The sequence below is a fragment of the Nitratireductor aestuarii genome (genome assembly GCF_014641695.1).
Classification (GTDB): domain Bacteria; phylum Pseudomonadota; class Alphaproteobacteria; order Rhizobiales; family Rhizobiaceae; genus Chelativorans; species Chelativorans aestuarii.
In genome coordinates, this window is the sequence record NZ_BMIF01000003.1 from 196,571 (window position 1) to 212,659 (window position 16,089).

General features: G+C 60.9%; 18 protein-coding genes. 10 read left to right on the forward strand and 8 right to left on the reverse strand.

The features are described 5' to 3' along the window. Window positions 1-9: 9 nt before the first annotated feature. The gene (locus IEX27_RS07065; protein WP_188720245.1) at window positions 10-834 is read left to right on the forward strand and encodes a TIGR00282 family metallophosphoesterase; all 825 of its coding nucleotides are present in this window, start codon (window positions 10-12) and stop codon (window positions 832-834) included. A gap of 108 nt (window positions 835-942) precedes the next feature. Next, window positions 943-1,710 carry a TerC family protein gene (locus IEX27_RS07070; RefSeq protein ID WP_188720246.1) on the forward strand — a complete coding sequence of 256 codons (768 nt, stop codon included), beginning with the start codon at window positions 943-945 and terminating at the stop codon, window positions 1,708-1,710. A gap of 11 nt (window positions 1,711-1,721) precedes the next feature. On the opposite strand, the gene IEX27_RS07075 is transcribed toward IEX27_RS07070, so the two are convergent. Continuing rightward, complete coding sequence (locus IEX27_RS07075; protein ID WP_188720247.1) at window positions 1,722-2,522, reverse strand: MBL fold metallo-hydrolase; 801 nt, start codon at window positions 2,520-2,522, stop codon at window positions 1,722-1,724. 175 nt (window positions 2,523-2,697) lie between these two features. Here IEX27_RS07075 and IEX27_RS07080 point away from each other — a divergent pair, with 175 nt between their 5' ends. Continuing rightward, a complete protein-coding gene (locus tag IEX27_RS07080) occupies window positions 2,698-3,447 on the forward strand; it encodes a YebC/PmpR family DNA-binding transcriptional regulator (RefSeq protein ID WP_188720248.1) in 750 nt (249 codons plus the stop codon). Window positions 3,448-3,576: 129 nt separating this feature from the next. Here the strand turns inward: IEX27_RS07080 and rpmE are convergent, their stop codons facing one another. Further along, window positions 3,577-3,798: a 50S ribosomal protein L31 gene (gene rpmE / locus IEX27_RS07085; protein WP_188720249.1), complete on the reverse strand. Its 222-nt coding sequence runs from the start codon at window positions 3,796-3,798 to the stop codon at window positions 3,577-3,579. 190 nt (window positions 3,799-3,988) lie between these two features. Between rpmE and IEX27_RS07090 the strand changes: the two genes are divergently transcribed. Continuing rightward, window positions 3,989-5,794, forward strand: coding sequence for an ABC transporter transmembrane domain-containing protein (locus tag IEX27_RS07090; RefSeq protein WP_188720250.1), 1,806 nt, complete (start codon window positions 3,989-3,991; stop codon window positions 5,792-5,794). Between the two features lie 17 nt (window positions 5,795-5,811). Here the strand turns inward: IEX27_RS07090 and IEX27_RS07095 are convergent, their stop codons facing one another. Together IEX27_RS07095 and IEX27_RS07100 are read right to left on the reverse strand one after the other, a co-directional pair. Next, complete coding sequence (locus tag IEX27_RS07095; protein ID WP_188720251.1) at window positions 5,812-6,837, reverse strand: peptidoglycan -binding protein; 1,026 nt, start codon at window positions 6,835-6,837, stop codon at window positions 5,812-5,814. Beyond that, a complete protein-coding gene (locus IEX27_RS07100) occupies window positions 6,837-7,820 on the reverse strand; it encodes a MotA/TolQ/ExbB proton channel family protein (RefSeq protein ID WP_188720252.1) in 984 nt (327 codons plus the stop codon). Before IEX27_RS07100 ends, IEX27_RS07095 begins: the two co-directional genes overlap by 1 nt. A 202-nt stretch (window positions 7,821-8,022) precedes the next feature. Between IEX27_RS07100 and IEX27_RS07105 the strand changes: the two genes are divergently transcribed. After that, window positions 8,023-8,937: an NAD-dependent epimerase/dehydratase family protein gene (locus IEX27_RS07105; RefSeq protein WP_188720253.1), complete on the forward strand. Its 915-nt coding sequence runs from the start codon at window positions 8,023-8,025 to the stop codon at window positions 8,935-8,937. On the opposite strand, the gene IEX27_RS07110 is transcribed toward IEX27_RS07105, so the two are convergent. From IEX27_RS07110 to IEX27_RS07125, 4 genes are all read right to left on the reverse strand, one after another. Further along, a complete protein-coding gene (locus IEX27_RS07110) occupies window positions 8,934-9,725 on the reverse strand; it encodes an inositol monophosphatase family protein (protein WP_188720254.1) in 792 nt (263 codons plus the stop codon). The genes IEX27_RS07105 and IEX27_RS07110 overlap by 4 nt on opposite strands. Before the next feature lie 134 nt (window positions 9,726-9,859). Next, the gene (gene efp / locus IEX27_RS07115; protein WP_188720255.1) at window positions 9,860-10,423 is read right to left on the reverse strand and encodes an elongation factor P; all 564 of its coding nucleotides are present in this window, start codon (window positions 10,421-10,423) and stop codon (window positions 9,860-9,862) included. A 109-nt stretch (window positions 10,424-10,532) separates the two neighbouring features. After that, window positions 10,533-11,516, reverse strand: a complete 984-nt coding sequence (locus IEX27_RS07120) for a tetratricopeptide repeat protein (protein ID WP_188720256.1) — start codon at window positions 11,514-11,516, stop codon at window positions 10,533-10,535. Between the two features lies 1 nt (window position 11,517). Continuing rightward, window positions 11,518-12,171 carry a thiamine phosphate synthase gene (locus IEX27_RS07125; RefSeq protein WP_188720257.1) on the reverse strand — a complete coding sequence of 218 codons (654 nt, stop codon included), beginning with the start codon at window positions 12,169-12,171 and terminating at the stop codon, window positions 11,518-11,520. Window positions 12,172-12,677: 506 nt separating this feature from the next. Here IEX27_RS07125 and rcdA point away from each other — a divergent pair. The 5 genes from rcdA (at window position 12,678) to ybgC (ending at window position 15,978) form a co-directional block, all read left to right on the forward strand. After that, entirely contained in the window at window positions 12,678-13,172 is a 495-nt protein-coding gene (gene rcdA, locus IEX27_RS07130; RefSeq protein WP_188720258.1) for a protease adaptor protein RcdA, read from the forward strand. 67 nt (window positions 13,173-13,239) lie between these two features. Then, window positions 13,240-13,755, forward strand: a complete 516-nt coding sequence (gene ruvC / locus IEX27_RS07135; RefSeq protein WP_188720259.1) for a crossover junction endodeoxyribonuclease RuvC — start codon at window positions 13,240-13,242, stop codon at window positions 13,753-13,755. Next, window positions 13,752-14,372, forward strand: coding sequence for a Holliday junction branch migration protein RuvA (ruvA, locus tag IEX27_RS07140; RefSeq protein WP_188720260.1), 621 nt, complete (start codon window positions 13,752-13,754; stop codon window positions 14,370-14,372). Before ruvC ends, ruvA begins: the two co-directional genes overlap by 4 nt. A 67-nt stretch (window positions 14,373-14,439) precedes the next feature. Then, window positions 14,440-15,483, forward strand: coding sequence for a Holliday junction branch migration DNA helicase RuvB (gene ruvB, locus IEX27_RS07145; RefSeq protein ID WP_188720261.1), 1,044 nt, complete (start codon window positions 14,440-14,442; stop codon window positions 15,481-15,483). 21 nt (window positions 15,484-15,504) lie between these two features. Further along, window positions 15,505-15,978, forward strand: coding sequence for a tol-pal system-associated acyl-CoA thioesterase (gene ybgC, locus IEX27_RS07150; RefSeq protein WP_188720262.1), 474 nt, complete (start codon window positions 15,505-15,507; stop codon window positions 15,976-15,978). Window positions 15,979-16,089: the final 111 nt, after the last annotated feature.

Sequence of the window (16,089 nt, forward strand, 5' to 3'; positions counted from 1 at the left end):
GACCCGGCAATGAGATTTCTGTTTCTTGGTGATATGGTCGGCCGCGTTGGCCGCGTTGCGGTTTGGAATCGGCTGCCCGGTCTGATCTCCGATTTCCGGCTGGATTTCGTCGTGGTCAACGGCGAGAACGCTGCCGGCGGTTTCGGCATCACGGAAGAGATTTTCCTGAACACGCTGCAGGCCGGCGCCGACGTCGTCACCACCGGCAATCACGTCTGGGACCAGCGCGAGGCGCTGAGCTTCGCTCCCCGTCAGGACCGTTTCCTGCGTCCGGCGAATTTCCCCAAGGGTACGCCCGGAAAGGGCTCCGGCCTCTTCATTGCCAAGAATGGCGCGCGCGTTCTCGTCTCGAACATCATGGGCCGCGTCTTTATGCACCCGGACCTCGATGACCCGTTTCACGCGGCCGAGGAACAGATTGCCGCCTGTCCGCTGGGCGAGCAGGCCGACGCGATCTTCATCGATTTCCATGCGGAAGCCACATCCGAAAAGATGTGCTTCGGCCACTTTCTTGACGGTCGTGTGAGCGCCGTTGTGGGAACGCACACGCATCAGCCGACGGCGGATCACCAGATCCTGAACAACGGCACCGGCTACATGACCGACGCGGGCATGTGCGGCGACTATGACTCCTCCCTTGGCTTCGACAAGGAAGAGCCGCTCAACCGCTTCATCAGCAAGCTGCCCAAGGGCCGCTTCGAGGCGGCGGAAGGCCCGGCCACCATCTGTGGCGTGGCGCTGGAGATTTCCGACCGTACCGGTCTCACCGAAAAGATTGCGCCGCTCCGCCTCGGACCACGGCTTGAGGAAACGATCCCGTCCTTCTGGCGTTGAGAGCAGAAGGGCTTTCCTTGGCCGGCAAACAACGGGCGTGCAAACCTGTTGTCATTGCGGGTAAGGTTTGCCTGACACGTATAGGCTCTCACCGCAGGAACCTCCGCGATGGATTGGCTCGCTTCGCACTTCGCCTTCGTAAATGACCCGGCAGCCTGGGTGGCACTTGTCACTCTTGTCATTCTCGAAATCGTCCTCGGCATCGACAATCTGATCTTCATTTCGATCCTGACCAACAAGCTTCCGCAGGAGGTCCAGGCGAGGGCCCGGCGCATCGGCATCAGCGGCGCACTTGTTCTGCGACTTGCGCTGCTCGGCACGGTCGCCTTCATTGTTACGCTCACGCAGCCCTTGTTCGAGTTGTTCGGCCATGGCTTTTCCTGGCGCGATCTCATCCTGATTGCCGGCGGTCTCTTCCTGGTCTGGAAGGCGACGAAGGAGATCCACCATTCGGTCGATCCCGCCGATCCCAAGGAGAACATGATGGCCAGGACGGCGACGCTGACGGTCGGCTCCGCCATTGGCCAGATCCTGCTGCTCGATCTGGTTTTCTCGATCGACTCCATCATCACTGCCGTGGGTATGACCGATCATCTGGCGATCATGTTCATTGCCGTCATCTGCGCGGTGACCGTGATGCTGATCGCGGCTGAGCCCCTGTCGCGCTTCATCGCGGCCAATCCGACCGTCGTCATGCTGGCGCTTGCCTTCCTGCTGATGATCGGCATGACGCTGATTGCCGATGGCATGGGCTTCCACGTGCCGAAGGGCTACATCTATGCGGCCATGGGTTTCTCTGCGCTGGTGGAGGGCCTCAACATGATGGCCCGCAAGAAGCGTGAGAAGGATGCGGCTGCGGGTATCCAGCCGCATTGATCAATGGGAACTCACACGCCCTGCAGGATCACGACCGTTGGTCTCCGGGGCAGGTTGCGCATCGAGACGGTGAGCGATGGGCTGTCGCGGAAGTCGAGGTCGAACTCGTTGTCCATGCGGCTCGTGAAGGCACTGAGCGGTGTTGCGTTCCTGTGCATCGGCAGAACGATGGAGGAGGAGAGGCGGCGGGTGATCTCGCTCATGTTTTCAAGCGACATGGTAAGCCCGCCATCGATGGGAACCATGAGCACGTCGAGACGCCCGATGGCTGCGTAGTGGCTGTTGTCGAGCGGATGATGCAGATGGCCGAGGTGGCCGATGCAGAGACCCGCAACCTCGAAGATGAAGATCGAATTGCCATCCTTCTCCGCGTAGCCGAAGCGCCGGATGTCCGTTGTCACATTGCGGATGTAGACATCCTCCACCACCAGCGAATGCTTTGCGGGCTCCTCCTCGCTGCCCCAGCCTTGCAGAACGTGCTTGATGGCGGGGTCGGGGTAGAGTGTGTGGTGCGTGGAGTGCGCCTTGTTCATCGTGACCACGTCGGGAAGGGGATCGCTGCCGAAGTAGCCCGAGAAATCTGTAGCGATGCGCACGCCCGCAGGCGTCTCGATCACATAGGTCGAGTGCCCGGCGTAGGTGATCTTCACCTCATCGCCCGCCGCCGCCACCCTGAAGTTTGCATAGATGACGCGCGGAAGTGACTGCGCCATGGCCAGGCAGGTGCTGGGTCTTTCCGCAAGCTGGGCATAGGCGGTTGTGAGAGGAGCGAGCAGGAATGTGATTGCAAGGATCAGGTAACGACTGAGCATCGGTATTGTCCCTCCGGCAATACAAGGCGTCCGGAGTGTAGATGAACCCGGCCATCGATACGCGTAACCATTGCGTGAATGAGCCTGAGATCGCGCGCTTGGCAAATCTGGACCTGCGGCACGAATTTCAATATAAGGCCTCATTCATCCATTCAGCCGCCCATAAAGGAGCCCCATGGCCGGTCATTCCCAGTTTAAGAACATCATGCACCGCAAGGGCCGTCAGGACGCGGTGCGGTCAAAGATTTTCTCCAAGCTCGCACGCGAAATTACCGTCGCTGCAAAGGCCGGCCTCCCCGACCCTACTATGAACCCGCGCCTGCGCTTGGCCATCCAGAATGCCAAGGCTCAGTCGATGCCGAAGGACAACATCGACCGGGCGATCAAGAAGGCTTCGGGCGGTGATGGCGAGAACTACGATGAAGTCCGCTACGAGGGTTACGGCCCGGGCGGCGTCGCGGTTATCGTGGAGGCACTGACGGACAATCGCAACCGTACCGCCTCCAATGTTCGTGCAGCCTTTACGAAGGCTGGCGGCGCATTGGGCGAAACCGGCTCGGTGTCGTTCATGTTCAATCGCGTCGGTGAGATCGTCTACCCGGCTTCTGTTGGCGATGCCGACAAGGTCATGGAAGCGGCGATTGAAGCCGGTGCCGATGATGTTGCATCGGACGAAGAAGGCCATGTCATCACGTGCGCCTTCGAGGATGTTGGACAGGTCGTTGCGGCGCTCGAGCAGGCCCTTGGCGAAGCCGAGTCCACTAAGACCGTCTGGCGTCCGCAGACAGGCGCGCCGGTCGATGAGGACCGTGCCCGGTCGATCCTGAAGCTGATTTCCGTTCTCGAAGACGACGACGACGTGCAGAACGTCTACGCGAACTTCGAAGTCGACGAAGAGACGATGGCGAAGCTCAGCGCTTCCTAAAATCGAGATTCAAGAGACTTACGAAAACGGCGCAGATCACGGTCTGCGCCGTTTTCCTTTAAAGCATATAGGCATGAAAAAGGCCCCAAACGGGGCCCTCGTCATTGAAGCGTTCTGAAGCCGCGAAGATTAGATGCCGAGGCCTTCGTAGCGCTTCTTGAACTTGGAAACACGGCCACCGCGGTCAACGAGCGTCTGCGTGCCGCCGGTCCATGCCGGATGCGAGCTCGGGTCGATGTCGAGCTGCAGCGTTGCGCCTTCCTCACCCCAGGTCGAGCGGGTGTAGTACTCGGTGCCGTTCGTCATTACGACCTTGATCGTGTGGTAGTCGGGATGGATGTCAGCCTTCATCACTTTGTCCTGATTCTTCTGTTCGCGTAGGCTAAGACCGTTACAGTGCGGCATCTCGCCCATGCGGAGAAACTTGAAGCTGCAGCCAACCAAGGCTACGGCTTTGAACGGGTTCGCTGCGCCTATACATCACCCTACTTTAGGTTACAAGGCCGTACGGTGCGAATCTCGAAACAGCGGAAGGAATGCTATGACGGAGATTGCTAGTGGGCCGAGGTCGGGTAATCGGCGGTCACTGACGCCGCTCCGACGCCTCTTGCCTTATCTGGCCCGCTACCGCGGACTGGTCGCAGGAGCGTTGCTCTTCCTGGTCCTCGCCAGCGCTGCGACGCTCGTCCTTCCGACAGCCGTCAGCCAGATGATCGACCACGGCTTCTCGAACGAAGACGGTTCGGCCATCCGCGACCATTTCATCTTCCTGATCGCCGTTGGCTCCGTTCTCGCGGTCGCCTCGGCGATGCGCTACTATTTCGTCGTCACCTTGGGCGAGCGCGTGGTTGCTGACCTCCGCCGTGACGTGTTCAACCACCTGACGCGCCTCTCGCCCTCCTTTTTCGACGGCGTTCATTCAGGCGAAATCGTCTCCCGCCTGACGGCTGACGCGACGCAGATCAAGTCTGCCCTTGGTGCAACGGCCTCGATCGCGCTCCGCAATACCATCATGGGCATCGGCGCGGTGGCAATGATGGTGGTGACCAGCCCGCGTCTGTCGCTGCTGGCGCTCCTGTCGTTTCCGCTTGTGGTGCTACCAATCATCGTGTTCGGGCGTTCGGTGCGCAGCCGTTCGCGAAGCGCTCAGGACGCGCTCGCCAACGCGATGGCGATGGCGGGAGAGCAGGTTGGCGCCATCCGCATCCTTCAGGCCTTTGTGAATGAAGAGCGGGCGAACAGCCGCTTTGCCGATGCGGTGGACTTCGCCTTCGAGGCGGCCCGCTCGTCGATCACCGCGCGCGCGATCCTCACCTTCTTTGCGATCCTGGCGGTCTTCACCTCGGTTGTCGTGGTGCTCTGGGTCGGTTCGCAGGATGTGCTCTCTGGCGCGATGACGGGCGGTACTTTGGGCCAGTTCCTGCTCTATGCCGTGCTGGCGGCTGGTGCACTGGGTGCACTCTCGGAAGTCTGGGGCGAACTGCAGCAGGCATCGGGCGCTGCGGAGCGCATGTCGGAGATCCTCGCTGAACAGCCTGCCATCAAGGCTCCGGCCAACCCGATCGCCTTGCCGAAGCGCTCGCGCGGCGAGGTTGAATTTGCCAATGTCAGCTTCGCTTACCCGGGGCGCCCGGATAGCCTGACGCTCCGCCATCTTTCATTCCGCGTGGCGCCGGGTGAGACGGTGGCGATCGTTGGCCCCTCGGGAGCGGGCAAGAGCACGATCTTCTCGCTGCTGCTGCGTTTCTACGATCCGACGTCTGGCGCTATCCTGATCGACGGGGTGGATGTCAGCAAGGCTGACCCTCAGGCGCTGCGCTCCACCATCGCCATTGTCCCGCAGGAGAGCGTCATCTTTGCCGACACGGCAGCCAACAACATCGGCTTTGGCCGTCCGGATGCGCCGCGATCGGCAATCGAGCCTGCTGCGAAGGCAGCGCTTGCCCATGACTTCATCATGGCGCTGCCGGAGGGCTACGACACGCATCTGGGCGAACGTGGCGTCACGCTCTCAGGCGGACAGCGCCAGCGACTCTCCATCGCCCGCGCCATCCTGCGCGATGCCCCGATCCTTCTGCTCGACGAGGCCACGTCCGCCCTCGATGCCGAGAGCGAGACGCTGGTGCAGCAGGCGCTGACGCACTCGATGGAAGGCCGCACGACGATCATCATCGCGCACCGCCTCGCGACCGTGCTCAAGGCTGATCGTATTTTGGTCATCGAGGATGGCATGATCGTCGAGGAAGGGACGCACCATGATCTGGTGCGCCTTGGTGGCGTCTACTCGCGCCTCGCGAGCCTGCAGTTCGAAGCGGGGGCAGGGGCATTCAGCGGGGCGGCGGAATAACTCCCGCCAACCAGCGCCTACCTCTCAGTAAGCTTCAGCTCGATGCGGCGGTTGCGGTTGCGCGCTTCCGGCGTGTCCGCCGGGTCAAGCGGCTGATACTGGCCGAAGCCTGCGGCAACGAGACGTTCGGTCGGCACGCCGTTCTCGACCAGGTAGCGGACGACCGCGATGGCGCGGGCAGCTGACAGCTCCCAGTTGTCGCGGAAACGGCCGGTGCCGGACAGCGGAACGTTGTCCGTGTGACCGTCCACGCGCAGCACCCAGTTGATCTCCGGCGGAATCTCCTGCTGCAGCTCGAGAATGGCGGAAGCGAGCTTGCGCATCTCGTCCTGACCGGCCGGGTTGATCTCCGTGGCGCCTGTGGCGAACAGGACCTCTGACTGGAACACAAAACGGTCACCGACGATGCGGATGTTTTCGCGATCAGACAGGATTTCGCGCAGGCGGCCGAAGAAGTCGGAGCGATAGCGGTTCAGTTCCTGCACGCGCTGAGCAAGCGCCACGTTCAGACGACGGCCGAGGTCGGCAATCTTGACGTTGGACTCGCGGTCTTTCGCTTCCGAAGCCTCAAGCGCGGACTCAAGAGCAGCAATCTGCTGTCGCAGCGCGGAGATCTGCTGGTTGAGTAGCTCCACTTGCGAGAGTGCCCGCTGGCTCACCTGCCGCTCGTTTTCCAGGTCGCCGGTGAGGGACGAAATGCGCGCCTCGGCGGCGGCACCCTGGCCGGACCCACTGGAAAGCAGTTGCTGTAGGCGGGACTGCTCAGCCTCTGACGCCGCAAGCGAGGCTTGCAGGCTTGCGAGCTGGTCCTCGACGTCCTGATTGTTAGTGCGCTCCAGCGCGAGCAGCTGGGTCAGCTCGTTGATCTGGTTGTTCAGGCGATCAAGCACTTCGTCCCGACTGGTGATTTCCTGGCTGAGAAAGAACTGCGCCAGCACGAAGACCGAGAGCAGGAACATGATGGCCAGCAGCAGGGTCGACAGGGCATCGACAAATCCCGGCCAGTAGTCAACGTGACGGTCGCGTCGGCGGCCAAGTGCCATCAGTGCACATCCGTTCTCTTGAGGGAGGCGGAGATGTTCTCAAGCGTCTTGCGCAGCTGCTTTTGATCTTCCGCCTGCGCCTCCATCCAGTCGCGCATCATCTGCTGCTCGTTGCGCATGCTCTTCACCAGCCCCGAGATGCCTTCGGCGAGCGAAGCCATCGCCGCTGCAGTGCGTTGGTTGTTGCCGCCGCTGTCCTGACTTCCTGTGCGCAACCGGTTGGCTAGCGCCCGCAGCTCTTCCGTCGCGCCGTCCTTGGCGTCCACGAGATCGGAGCTGAGGTCAGTGACAGTCGAGAGCCAGTTTTCCAGTTCCGTATAGAACCGCGTCTGGGCACGTCCCGCCTGCAGGTCAAGGAAGCCGAGGATCAGCGATCCGGAAAGACCGAAGAGTGATGACGAGAAGGCCGTGCCCATGCCGCTGAGCGGGGCGGAAAGCCCTTCCTTCAGCGAATTCAGTATGTCATTGGCGCTGCCCGTGCCCGGATCAAGCGACTGGATCGTGTTGCTGATCGAGCCGATGGTCTGCAGCAGGCCCCAGAAGGTGCCGAGCAGGCCGAGGAAGACCAGGAGGCCGATGAGGTAGCGCGAGATATCCCGGCTCTCATCCAGGCGGTTCGCGATCGAGTCCAGGATCGATCGCATGGAGGTCGGCGACAGAGCGATTGCGGAGGACCGGCTGAGAAGCGCCTTCATGGGCGCGAGCAGCACGGGGTCGCTTGCCTCAGTTCCCGCGAGGAAGGAGTTGATCCAGCGAACCTCGCGGAACAGCCGGACCACCTGGCCGAAGGCAAGCAGGATACCGATCAGCAGAACGCCGAGGATCAGCCCGTTCAGGCCGGGGTTGCTTTCGAACGCGGTAGAGATCTGCCGATAAAGGATCGCAGCCACAAAACCGACAATGACCAGGAAAATAAGCATCGAGTAGAAGAAGATGCGTGGGCTCGAGAGCCGGATGGGCGCGTATCTTTCTTCGTCAGTCATTCGATCTGTTCCCACGGATTTTGAAACCCCAATTTCTTTGAGGATTATTCGCACTCAGGCTTATTAACCGCAGACGCCTAACCAGCAAACACCATTTGCCCGTACCGCGCCGCGAAACACAACCTTCATCGGCTATTTGGCAGGAGTCTAAACGGAAATATGACGAAATTGAATTAACTTAGCGTCCTTCAGGGTGGAATGCATGGCAAAAATTCTCGTGACAGGCGCATCCGGCTTCGTGGGACGCCATCTGGTTCCGGCTTTGGAGGCGCGCGGCCATGCTGTGGTCGAAGCGGGACGAAGGCGGAGGTCTGGCGCAGCGCAGCACGTTGCCATCTCTGACATCGGACCAGAAACGGACTGGTCCGGCAAGCTTGAGGGGATGGATTGCGTCATCCATCTTGCGGGCCTTGCTCACCGGAAGGCTCCGGACGAGCAGTTCCATGCCGTGAATGACCAGGGAACCGAGCGGCTCGTGGACGCCTGCCGCAGCGCGGGCGTGGGCGCCTTCGTGCTGTTGAGCAGCATTGCGGCGCGCAAGGCCGAACAACTTCCGCGAGAGGCCAATGCCTATGGCCGTTCGAAGCTTGCGTCTGAACGTCATGTGCTGCACGCAGCCGAGCTGGGCTCCCTAACAGGCATCATCCTGCGCCCGCCGATGATCTATGGCCACGATGCGCCGGGCAACTGGCACCGCCTTCAGCGCTTGGCGGCCGGTAGTCTACCCTTGCCGTTTGGCAGCGTGCACAACCGTCGCTCGCACTGTTCGATCGACAATCTCTGCAGCGCCATCGTCTCTGCGGTAGAGGAAGGAGTGCAGGGCAGCGGTGTCTACGAGATTGCGGATGAGGATCAGGTCTCGCTGGCGGAGACGCTTGAACTGCTGCGCGACGCAATGGGGAAGAAGGCTGCACTCTTGCCCGTCCCTGTGGCCATTCTTCGTGCTGCGCTTGCTGCACTTGGCCAGAAGAAGCTGGTTGAATCCCTGCTGGATGACCTGCAGCTCGATCCGTCGCCCTTCATGCGGGCTTTCAACTGGAAGCCGCCCGAAAAAGCAAAAGAGGCGATCCGGAAGTCCGGTCGCCTCTTCGCGAAATCGTCTGAAAGTGTAGCTTAGCGCTTGATCTGCAGCTGCTTCAGCAGCTTTGCCTTGATCTCTTCGTTGCCTGCAACGATGGAACCGCTGGTGAGCATGGTCTGCTCGCCCTGACGATCACTGACGTAGCCGCCAGCCTCGCGTACCATCAGGATGCCTGCTGCTACGTCCCAAGGCTTCAGGTTCTCTTCCCAGAAACCGTCGAAACGCCCGGCTGCGACATAGGCAAGATCCAGCGAGGCGGCGCCGAAACGGCGGATGCCGGAAACTTCACCCATCACATTGCGCAGGTCGACAAGCGCCTGGCCGTGGTTGCCGTGGCCCAGGAAGGGCAGACCCGTGGCGATCACCGAGTGACCGAGTTCACGGCGGGCAGCAACGCGCATGCGGCGGTCGTTCAGGAACGCACCACCACCGCGTTCGGCGGTGTAGAGCTCGTCCATGGCCGGGTTGTAGATGATGCCGGCAACAATCTGCCCCTGACGCTCAAGAGCGATGGAAACGGCAAAGACCGGAATTCCGTGGAGGAAGTTGGTTGTTCCGTCGAGAGGATCGACAATCCAGCGGTGCTGCGGATCGTCGCCGATCACCTCGCCGCGCTCTTCCATGAGGAAGGAATATCCCGGACGTGCGCGGGAAAGTTCCGTGAAGACAATTTCTTCTGCCCGCTGGTCAGCCTGGCTGACATAGTCGGCAGGTCCCTTGAGGGACACCTGAAGGTTCTGAACCTCGCCAAAATCGCGTGCGAGCGAACGGCCAGCCTTGAGCGCCGCCTGAACCATGACATTGATGATCGCCGAACGCGCCATGATTGATGATCCTGTGTTTCAAATAACATGTCTATTGTCTGAGAAGGCCAACGCGATGCGCCCGGCCTTGTCAGAATGGAATAGACCAAATGTCGGAGCGGCCCTGATGTTAAAACGGGCCGCGCTCCAGCTTACTAGTCTGCCCGACGTAGATAGGTCAGTTCGTTCGTGTCCACCACGATTTTTTCGCCAGCGGTGATGAACGGCGGCACTAGGACGCGGATGCCGTTCTCGAGCACTGCCGGCTTGTACGAGGACGCTGCGGTCTGGCCTTTGACGACCGGATCCGCTTCCGTGATCTCGAGGGTAACCTGATCCGGGAGCGAGATGCCGATCGGCTTCTCCTGGTAGAGCTCGACCGTGACGGTCATGCCGTCCTGCAGGAACGCGGAACGCTCGCCAACGAAATCCTTCTGAAGCTCGAGCTGCTCGTAGGTCTCGCTGTCCATGAAAATCAGAGCTTCGCCCTGTTCATAGAGGAACGTGAAGTCCTTCTGCTCGAGACGGACCTTTTCGACGGTCTCGGCAGCGCGGAAACGCTCGTTCAGCTTGGTGCCGTTCAGGAGGTTCTTCAGTTCGACCTGGTTGTAGGCGCCGCCCTTGCCGGGCTTCACCGCGTTGGTCTTGACTGCCACCCACAGGCTGCCGTCATGTTCGATGACGTTGCCGGGACGGATTTCGTTGCCGTTGATTTTCATACGGATCTTCCGTTGTAAAACTGATGTCGCGGAGCTTGGGTCTGCTCAACACCACAATTCTCGCCCGTAGGCAAGATGTGTAGCCTTTAGGCGGATGAGAAAAGCGTTCCTAGCGCAACGTTTCCATTCGCTCTGTTGCCTGCTGGACCTGCTCTTCTGTCAGGCCTTCCAGGAAGTCTTCCATGGCCTTGTCGATAAGTCCAGCCTGCCGCGCCCGCATGTACCACGCCGCCGCTGCAATCGGGTCGGCATTGACGCCGACGCCTGCAAGGTAAAGTTTCGCCACACGGTTGTGAGCTGCGATATTGCCAGCATCTGCTGCCCGCTTCAGCCAGGCGAAGCCCTCCGCGAAGTCAACCGGACCGCCGCGGCCCTCCACCAACCAGGTGCCGAAGTCGAGCTGAGCGGTATCGAACTTGTTCTTGGCGGCGAGTTCCAGCCAGCGACGGGCCTCTGCCAGATCCTGCGGCTTGCCGCCAACGCCTTCTGCGTAAACCTGCGCCATGGCATATTGCGCGTCGGCGAGCTTGGCGTTTGCCGCCTTCTCATACCAACCGACGGCTTCCGCGAACTTCCCGCTGTCGACGAGCATCTGCGCAAGGTTGAACTGAGCCAGCGGCTTGCCGGCGTCGGCCGCCTTCCGCATCAGATCGAAAGCTTTTTCCCTGTCCGGCTTGACGAGTTGGCCGTCGACCAGAAGCAGGGCATATTGAAGCTGAGCGTCAGGAACCCCCTTATTGGCCGCTTTCTCGTACCACTTGGTGGCTTCCCGCAGATCCTGACGGATACCGAGGCCGTTGGCCAGAAGTTCGGCCACAAGGGTTTGCGCTGCCCCATCTCCGCGTTCAGCGCGAGGGAGAGCAAGCCGGTATGCAGTCAGATAGTAGCCACGCTGGTAGGCTCCATACGCCTCGTCGATGACTTCGCCGAAGCGTGAGGGATCGAGTTCCAGCTCCCCGGCGTCGGCGGGCGACGCTTCTTCGGCCTGCGGCGCGGGGCGCGGGCCTTTGCCGACGTCATCCTGCGCAAACGCTGGCCCGCCGCAGAGCAGGATGGCTGCTAGGATCGGAACAGGAAGCCGGAGGATCGTCATGCTATTTTTCAAATTCTGGTGCTGATTGATCGAGCAAGGCATTGGCCTCCGCGACCATCTTTGCCGGGTCGCTGCCCTCGGCGAAGACCGCAGCACTGAGCGCGACGAAGTCAGCCCCCGTATTGGCGACGTCGACAACGGAAGCGACTTCATTGCCGGCAAGCACGATGCAGGGGATCTCCATCATCTCCGACCACCACTGGCCGAGCGACAGGTTGCGCGAATGCGGCTCCGGCTTGTTGTCGAAACCGAACTTGCCGAAGAACACATAGTCGGGCTCGATCTCGCCCAGCACCATGGCCTCATCACGAGTCTTGATGCCGCCGCAGCCTACCATCATCTTCGACTGATACTTGGCGATCGCATCGGCAAGCTCCTCAGCCTTGCCCTCCAGATGCATGCCGTCGGCATGGACCCGAGAGGCGATTCGCGGTTCGCCAGCGATGACCGTGGCGACGTTGGCGGCCTGCGCGATCTGCGTCAGGCGCTCGGCGTGAGCCTGGAACGAGACATCGTCGGCATCGTACTGCGGCACGATGAGCGAAGCGACATCGCCGCCGGAAAGGGCGCTCTGCAGACGCGCATCAATATCCGGACCAACGGGGGGCGCAATGAGCACGACGCGGCAACGGTTGGGTGTCTTTGGGCTACTCATGATCAGTACGAACTCGCATTGTAGAAGGCTATTGCCCCGCCATTCCGGCTGCATTTGGGCAGCGGATTGTTGTGGTCATCCGGACTGATACAGGAACGAATGAGAATTTGCGAGCATCCAAACTGGAAGATGCATGAACGGCGCTGAGACCAACTTCGTTAATATTAACCATAAATTAAGCTTTATAGGTGATTACTGTGCATATCCAGTTCGTCTGGATCTGACTGAATGGTTCGGCCATTCTGTTTGACGCCTCCCTGTTTAAACTCCTGAGAGCCGCTTTTGCGGCTCTTTTTTTGTTTTTACGGTCCCGAATGGCACAGCTTCTCCGCGTCCAGTGCTGCAGTTTCGTCTCGCAAGTTGAAAATGCGAGGGGGTTGATATCGCCACTTTCGCAGAGCATTTTGCGTGGAACGACGTGAACAGGGATTGGTTCTGCTCTTTGCGGGCAGCAAACGGATATCGGCTGAAACATGGGTTCCATGGGAATTAGAGGTAGCTTCAACATGGTGAAACTCGCTGAGAGGCGGGTTTTTTCGCATTCCTTCAAGCCGATCTATGACGAGGGGATGGGTCTGGTTGAGGAAGCCGCGGAGTTCCTCGATGGCGACGGCCGCATTCTGGTGCGAAGCCTCTCCCGCACGGCTGCATCGCTATACGCAGCTGAGTCGATGCGGCTCACCACGCGCCTGATGCAGCTGGCCTCCTGGCTTCTGCTGCAGCGCGCGGCAAACTCCGGCGAGATGAGCCGCGAGCAGGTGGCTGCCGAAAAGGCCAAGGTCTGCCTCGACACTGCCGAGCCCGAGGAAGGCGCACCCGGTTGGGAAGAGCTGCCGGACGAATTCTGCGACCTGATCCGCCGCTCCATTCGTCTGGAAGGGCGTGTCCGCCGCATGGATCAGGAGATCTACGGCGACGGCCTGGCGTACCACAACGACTATCCGGTCAATCCGGTGTCCGACCAGATCATGCTTCTGGAAACAGCCTTCGCGCGGGGGTAATCCCTCCGCGTTTGTTTATTTTTTGTTCTCCTGCTTTCAATACGATTCTCCATGGCTATGTTGAGCCATGGCAGAGACGATTCGAATCATCGGTATTGACCCGGGCTTGCGCCGCACCGGTTGGGGCGTGGTGGAAAGCCTCGGAAATTCGCTGCGCTTTGTGGCGTCCGGAACGGTCCGCTCCGATGACAAGGCTGACCTCGCGTCCCGCCTTTGCCAGCTGCACGATGGCCTGGCCGAAATCCTCCACTTTCATATGCCGCACGAGGCGGCGGTCGAGGCAACCTTCGTCAACAAGGATGCCACCGCAACGCTGAAGCTCGGGCAGGCGAGGGGCATCGCCATGCTGGTGCCCGCGCGCGCCGGCCTGCGAGTCGCGGAATATGCGCCGAACGCCGTGAAGAAGTCGGTGATCGGCGTTGGCCACGGCGACAAGAAGCAGATCCACATGATGGTGAAGGTGCTGCTGCCGAAGGCGACCTTTGACACGGATGACGCGGCCGACGCTATCGCCATCGCCATCTGCCACGCACATCACCGACAGTCTCCCGCCTGGCGTCTTGCAAGGGAATCTGCAGCATGATCGGCAAACTGAAGGGACTCATCGACGAGATCGGCGAAGACCATTGCATCATTGACGTGAACGGCGTCGGCTATGTGGTGCATTGTTCTGCCCGCACCCTGTCGGCTCTCGACCGCGTCGGAACCGCGACCACTCTCTATATCGAGACCTATGTCCGCGAGGACATGATCCGGCTCTACGGTTTTGGTACGGCGCTCGAACGCGAGTGGTTCCGCCTGCTGATGGGCAACGTGCAGGGCGTTGGCGCCAAGGTCGCGCTGGCGGTGCTGTCCACGCTTTCGCCATCCGAGCTTGCCAATGCAATCGCGCTGCGCGACATCGCCATGGTTTCGCGCGCGCCGGGCGTTGGCAAGAAGGTTGCCGAACGCATCGTCACCGAGCTGAAATCGAAAGCTCCGGCCTTTGCAGGTGAGGCTTCGGGAACCATCGGCCTCAAGCAGGAGCTTGGGGAGGGCGTGGCCCCCACACCGGTTGCTGACGCAGTGTCGGCGCTCGCCAATCTTGGCTATTCTCGCGACATCGCGGCTAACGCCGTAGCGGCAGGACTCAGGGCGGCGGGCGAGAACGCGGACACCGGCGCACTGATCAGGCTCGGTCTCAAGGAACTGGCGAAATAGGCATTTGCATGCTGAACCATCGCGTAACCGCGCCAGGTGCGGTATCTGAAGGCATGGAGCATCTTTCATGAGCGAGGCAGACCGCCTCATCTCCGCCGAGAAGCGTGGAGAGGATTTTGACACTACCATGCGCCCGCAGTCGCTGGACGACTTTGTGGGCCAGAAGGCCGCGCGCGCCAACTTGAAGGTGTTCATCGAGGCTGCCCGTTCACGTGGCGAAGCTTTGGACCACGTGCTCTTCGTTGGTCCTCCCGGCCTTGGCAAGACGACGCTGGCGCAGATCATGGCACGTGAGCTCGGCGTGAACTTCCGCTCGACTTCCGGCCCGGTGATCGCAAAGGCGGGCGATCTCGCTGCACTCCTGACCAACCTCGAAGAGCGCGACGTGCTCTTCATCGACGAGATCCATCGCCTGAACCCGGCCGTCGAGGAAATTCTCTATCCCGCGATGGAGGACTACCAGCTCGACCTCATCATCGGTGAGGGCCCTGCGGCGCGTTCGGTGAAGATCGATCTGGCGAAGTTCACGCTGGTCGCCGCGACCACCCGCCTGGGCCTGCTGACGACGCCGCTGCGCGACCGTTTCGGCATTCCGGTCCGGCTCGATTTTTACACCGTCGACGAGCTTCAGCTGATCGTCAATCGCGGCGCCCGCATCCTGGGCCTGCCGATGGACGATGAAGGTGCCGAGGAAATCGCCCGCCGCTCACGCGGCACGCCGCGTATCGCGGGCCGGCTTCTGCGCCGCGTGCGTGATTTTGCGACCGTTGCCGGTGCTGAAATAGTGACGCGTAAGGTCGCCGATGAGGCGTTGAAGCGGCTCGATGTCGATGCGCTGGGTCTCGACCAGCTCGACCGCCGCTACCTCCACATGATCGCTGAAAACTTCGGCGGTGGTCCGGTCGGTATCGAGACGATTGCAGCCGCACTCTCCGAGCCGCGCGATGCGATCGAGGACATCATTGAGCCCTACCAGATCCAGCAGGGCTTCATTCAACGCACTCCGCGCGGTCGCGTGTTGACGGCGCGCGCCTGGAAGCATATCGGCCTGCCTATGCCGAAGGCGGTTGCCGACGCGCAGATCAACCTGTTCCAGGACGACGAGGGCTAGGGCCGAAAGGCTGTTCCAACGATGGAAGCAGAAACAGCAAACGATCCGGAACTTCTGGCTGGCATCTCCGGCAAGCTCACGGCAGAAGGCCATGTGCTGAAGGCGCGGGTCTACTTTGCGGATACGGACTTCACCGGCGTTGTCTACCATGCCCGCTATCTGGAGTTTCTGGAGCGCGGCCGTTCTGACTTTCTCCGCCTTGCCGGCGTTCATCACACCGAGCTTGCCGATGGCAAACATGGCGAGGCGCTTTCCTGGATCGTCCGCCGCATGGAGATTGACTTCCGTCAGCCTGCCCGCGTTGACGATATCGTGACCGTCGTGACGCAAGTGGCTGAGATCTCCGGCGCGCGTATCCGCATGAACCAGAAACTCCTGCGGGATACTGAGCTCCTGGTCGAGGCGAAGGTGGAAGCTGCGATCATCGGCGAAAGCGGCAAGCCGCGCCGCTTCCCCAAGGAATGGATCGCTGCCTTTTTGGCGCCCGGAAGCTGAGGCCGCACACCTCACCTTGAACGTATGCGATTGTTGGCCGCAGTAACGGCTTCTTAACTATAAATAACCATACCATCACAGAAGCATTCGGGGCTCCGATGCCTTCCTTTG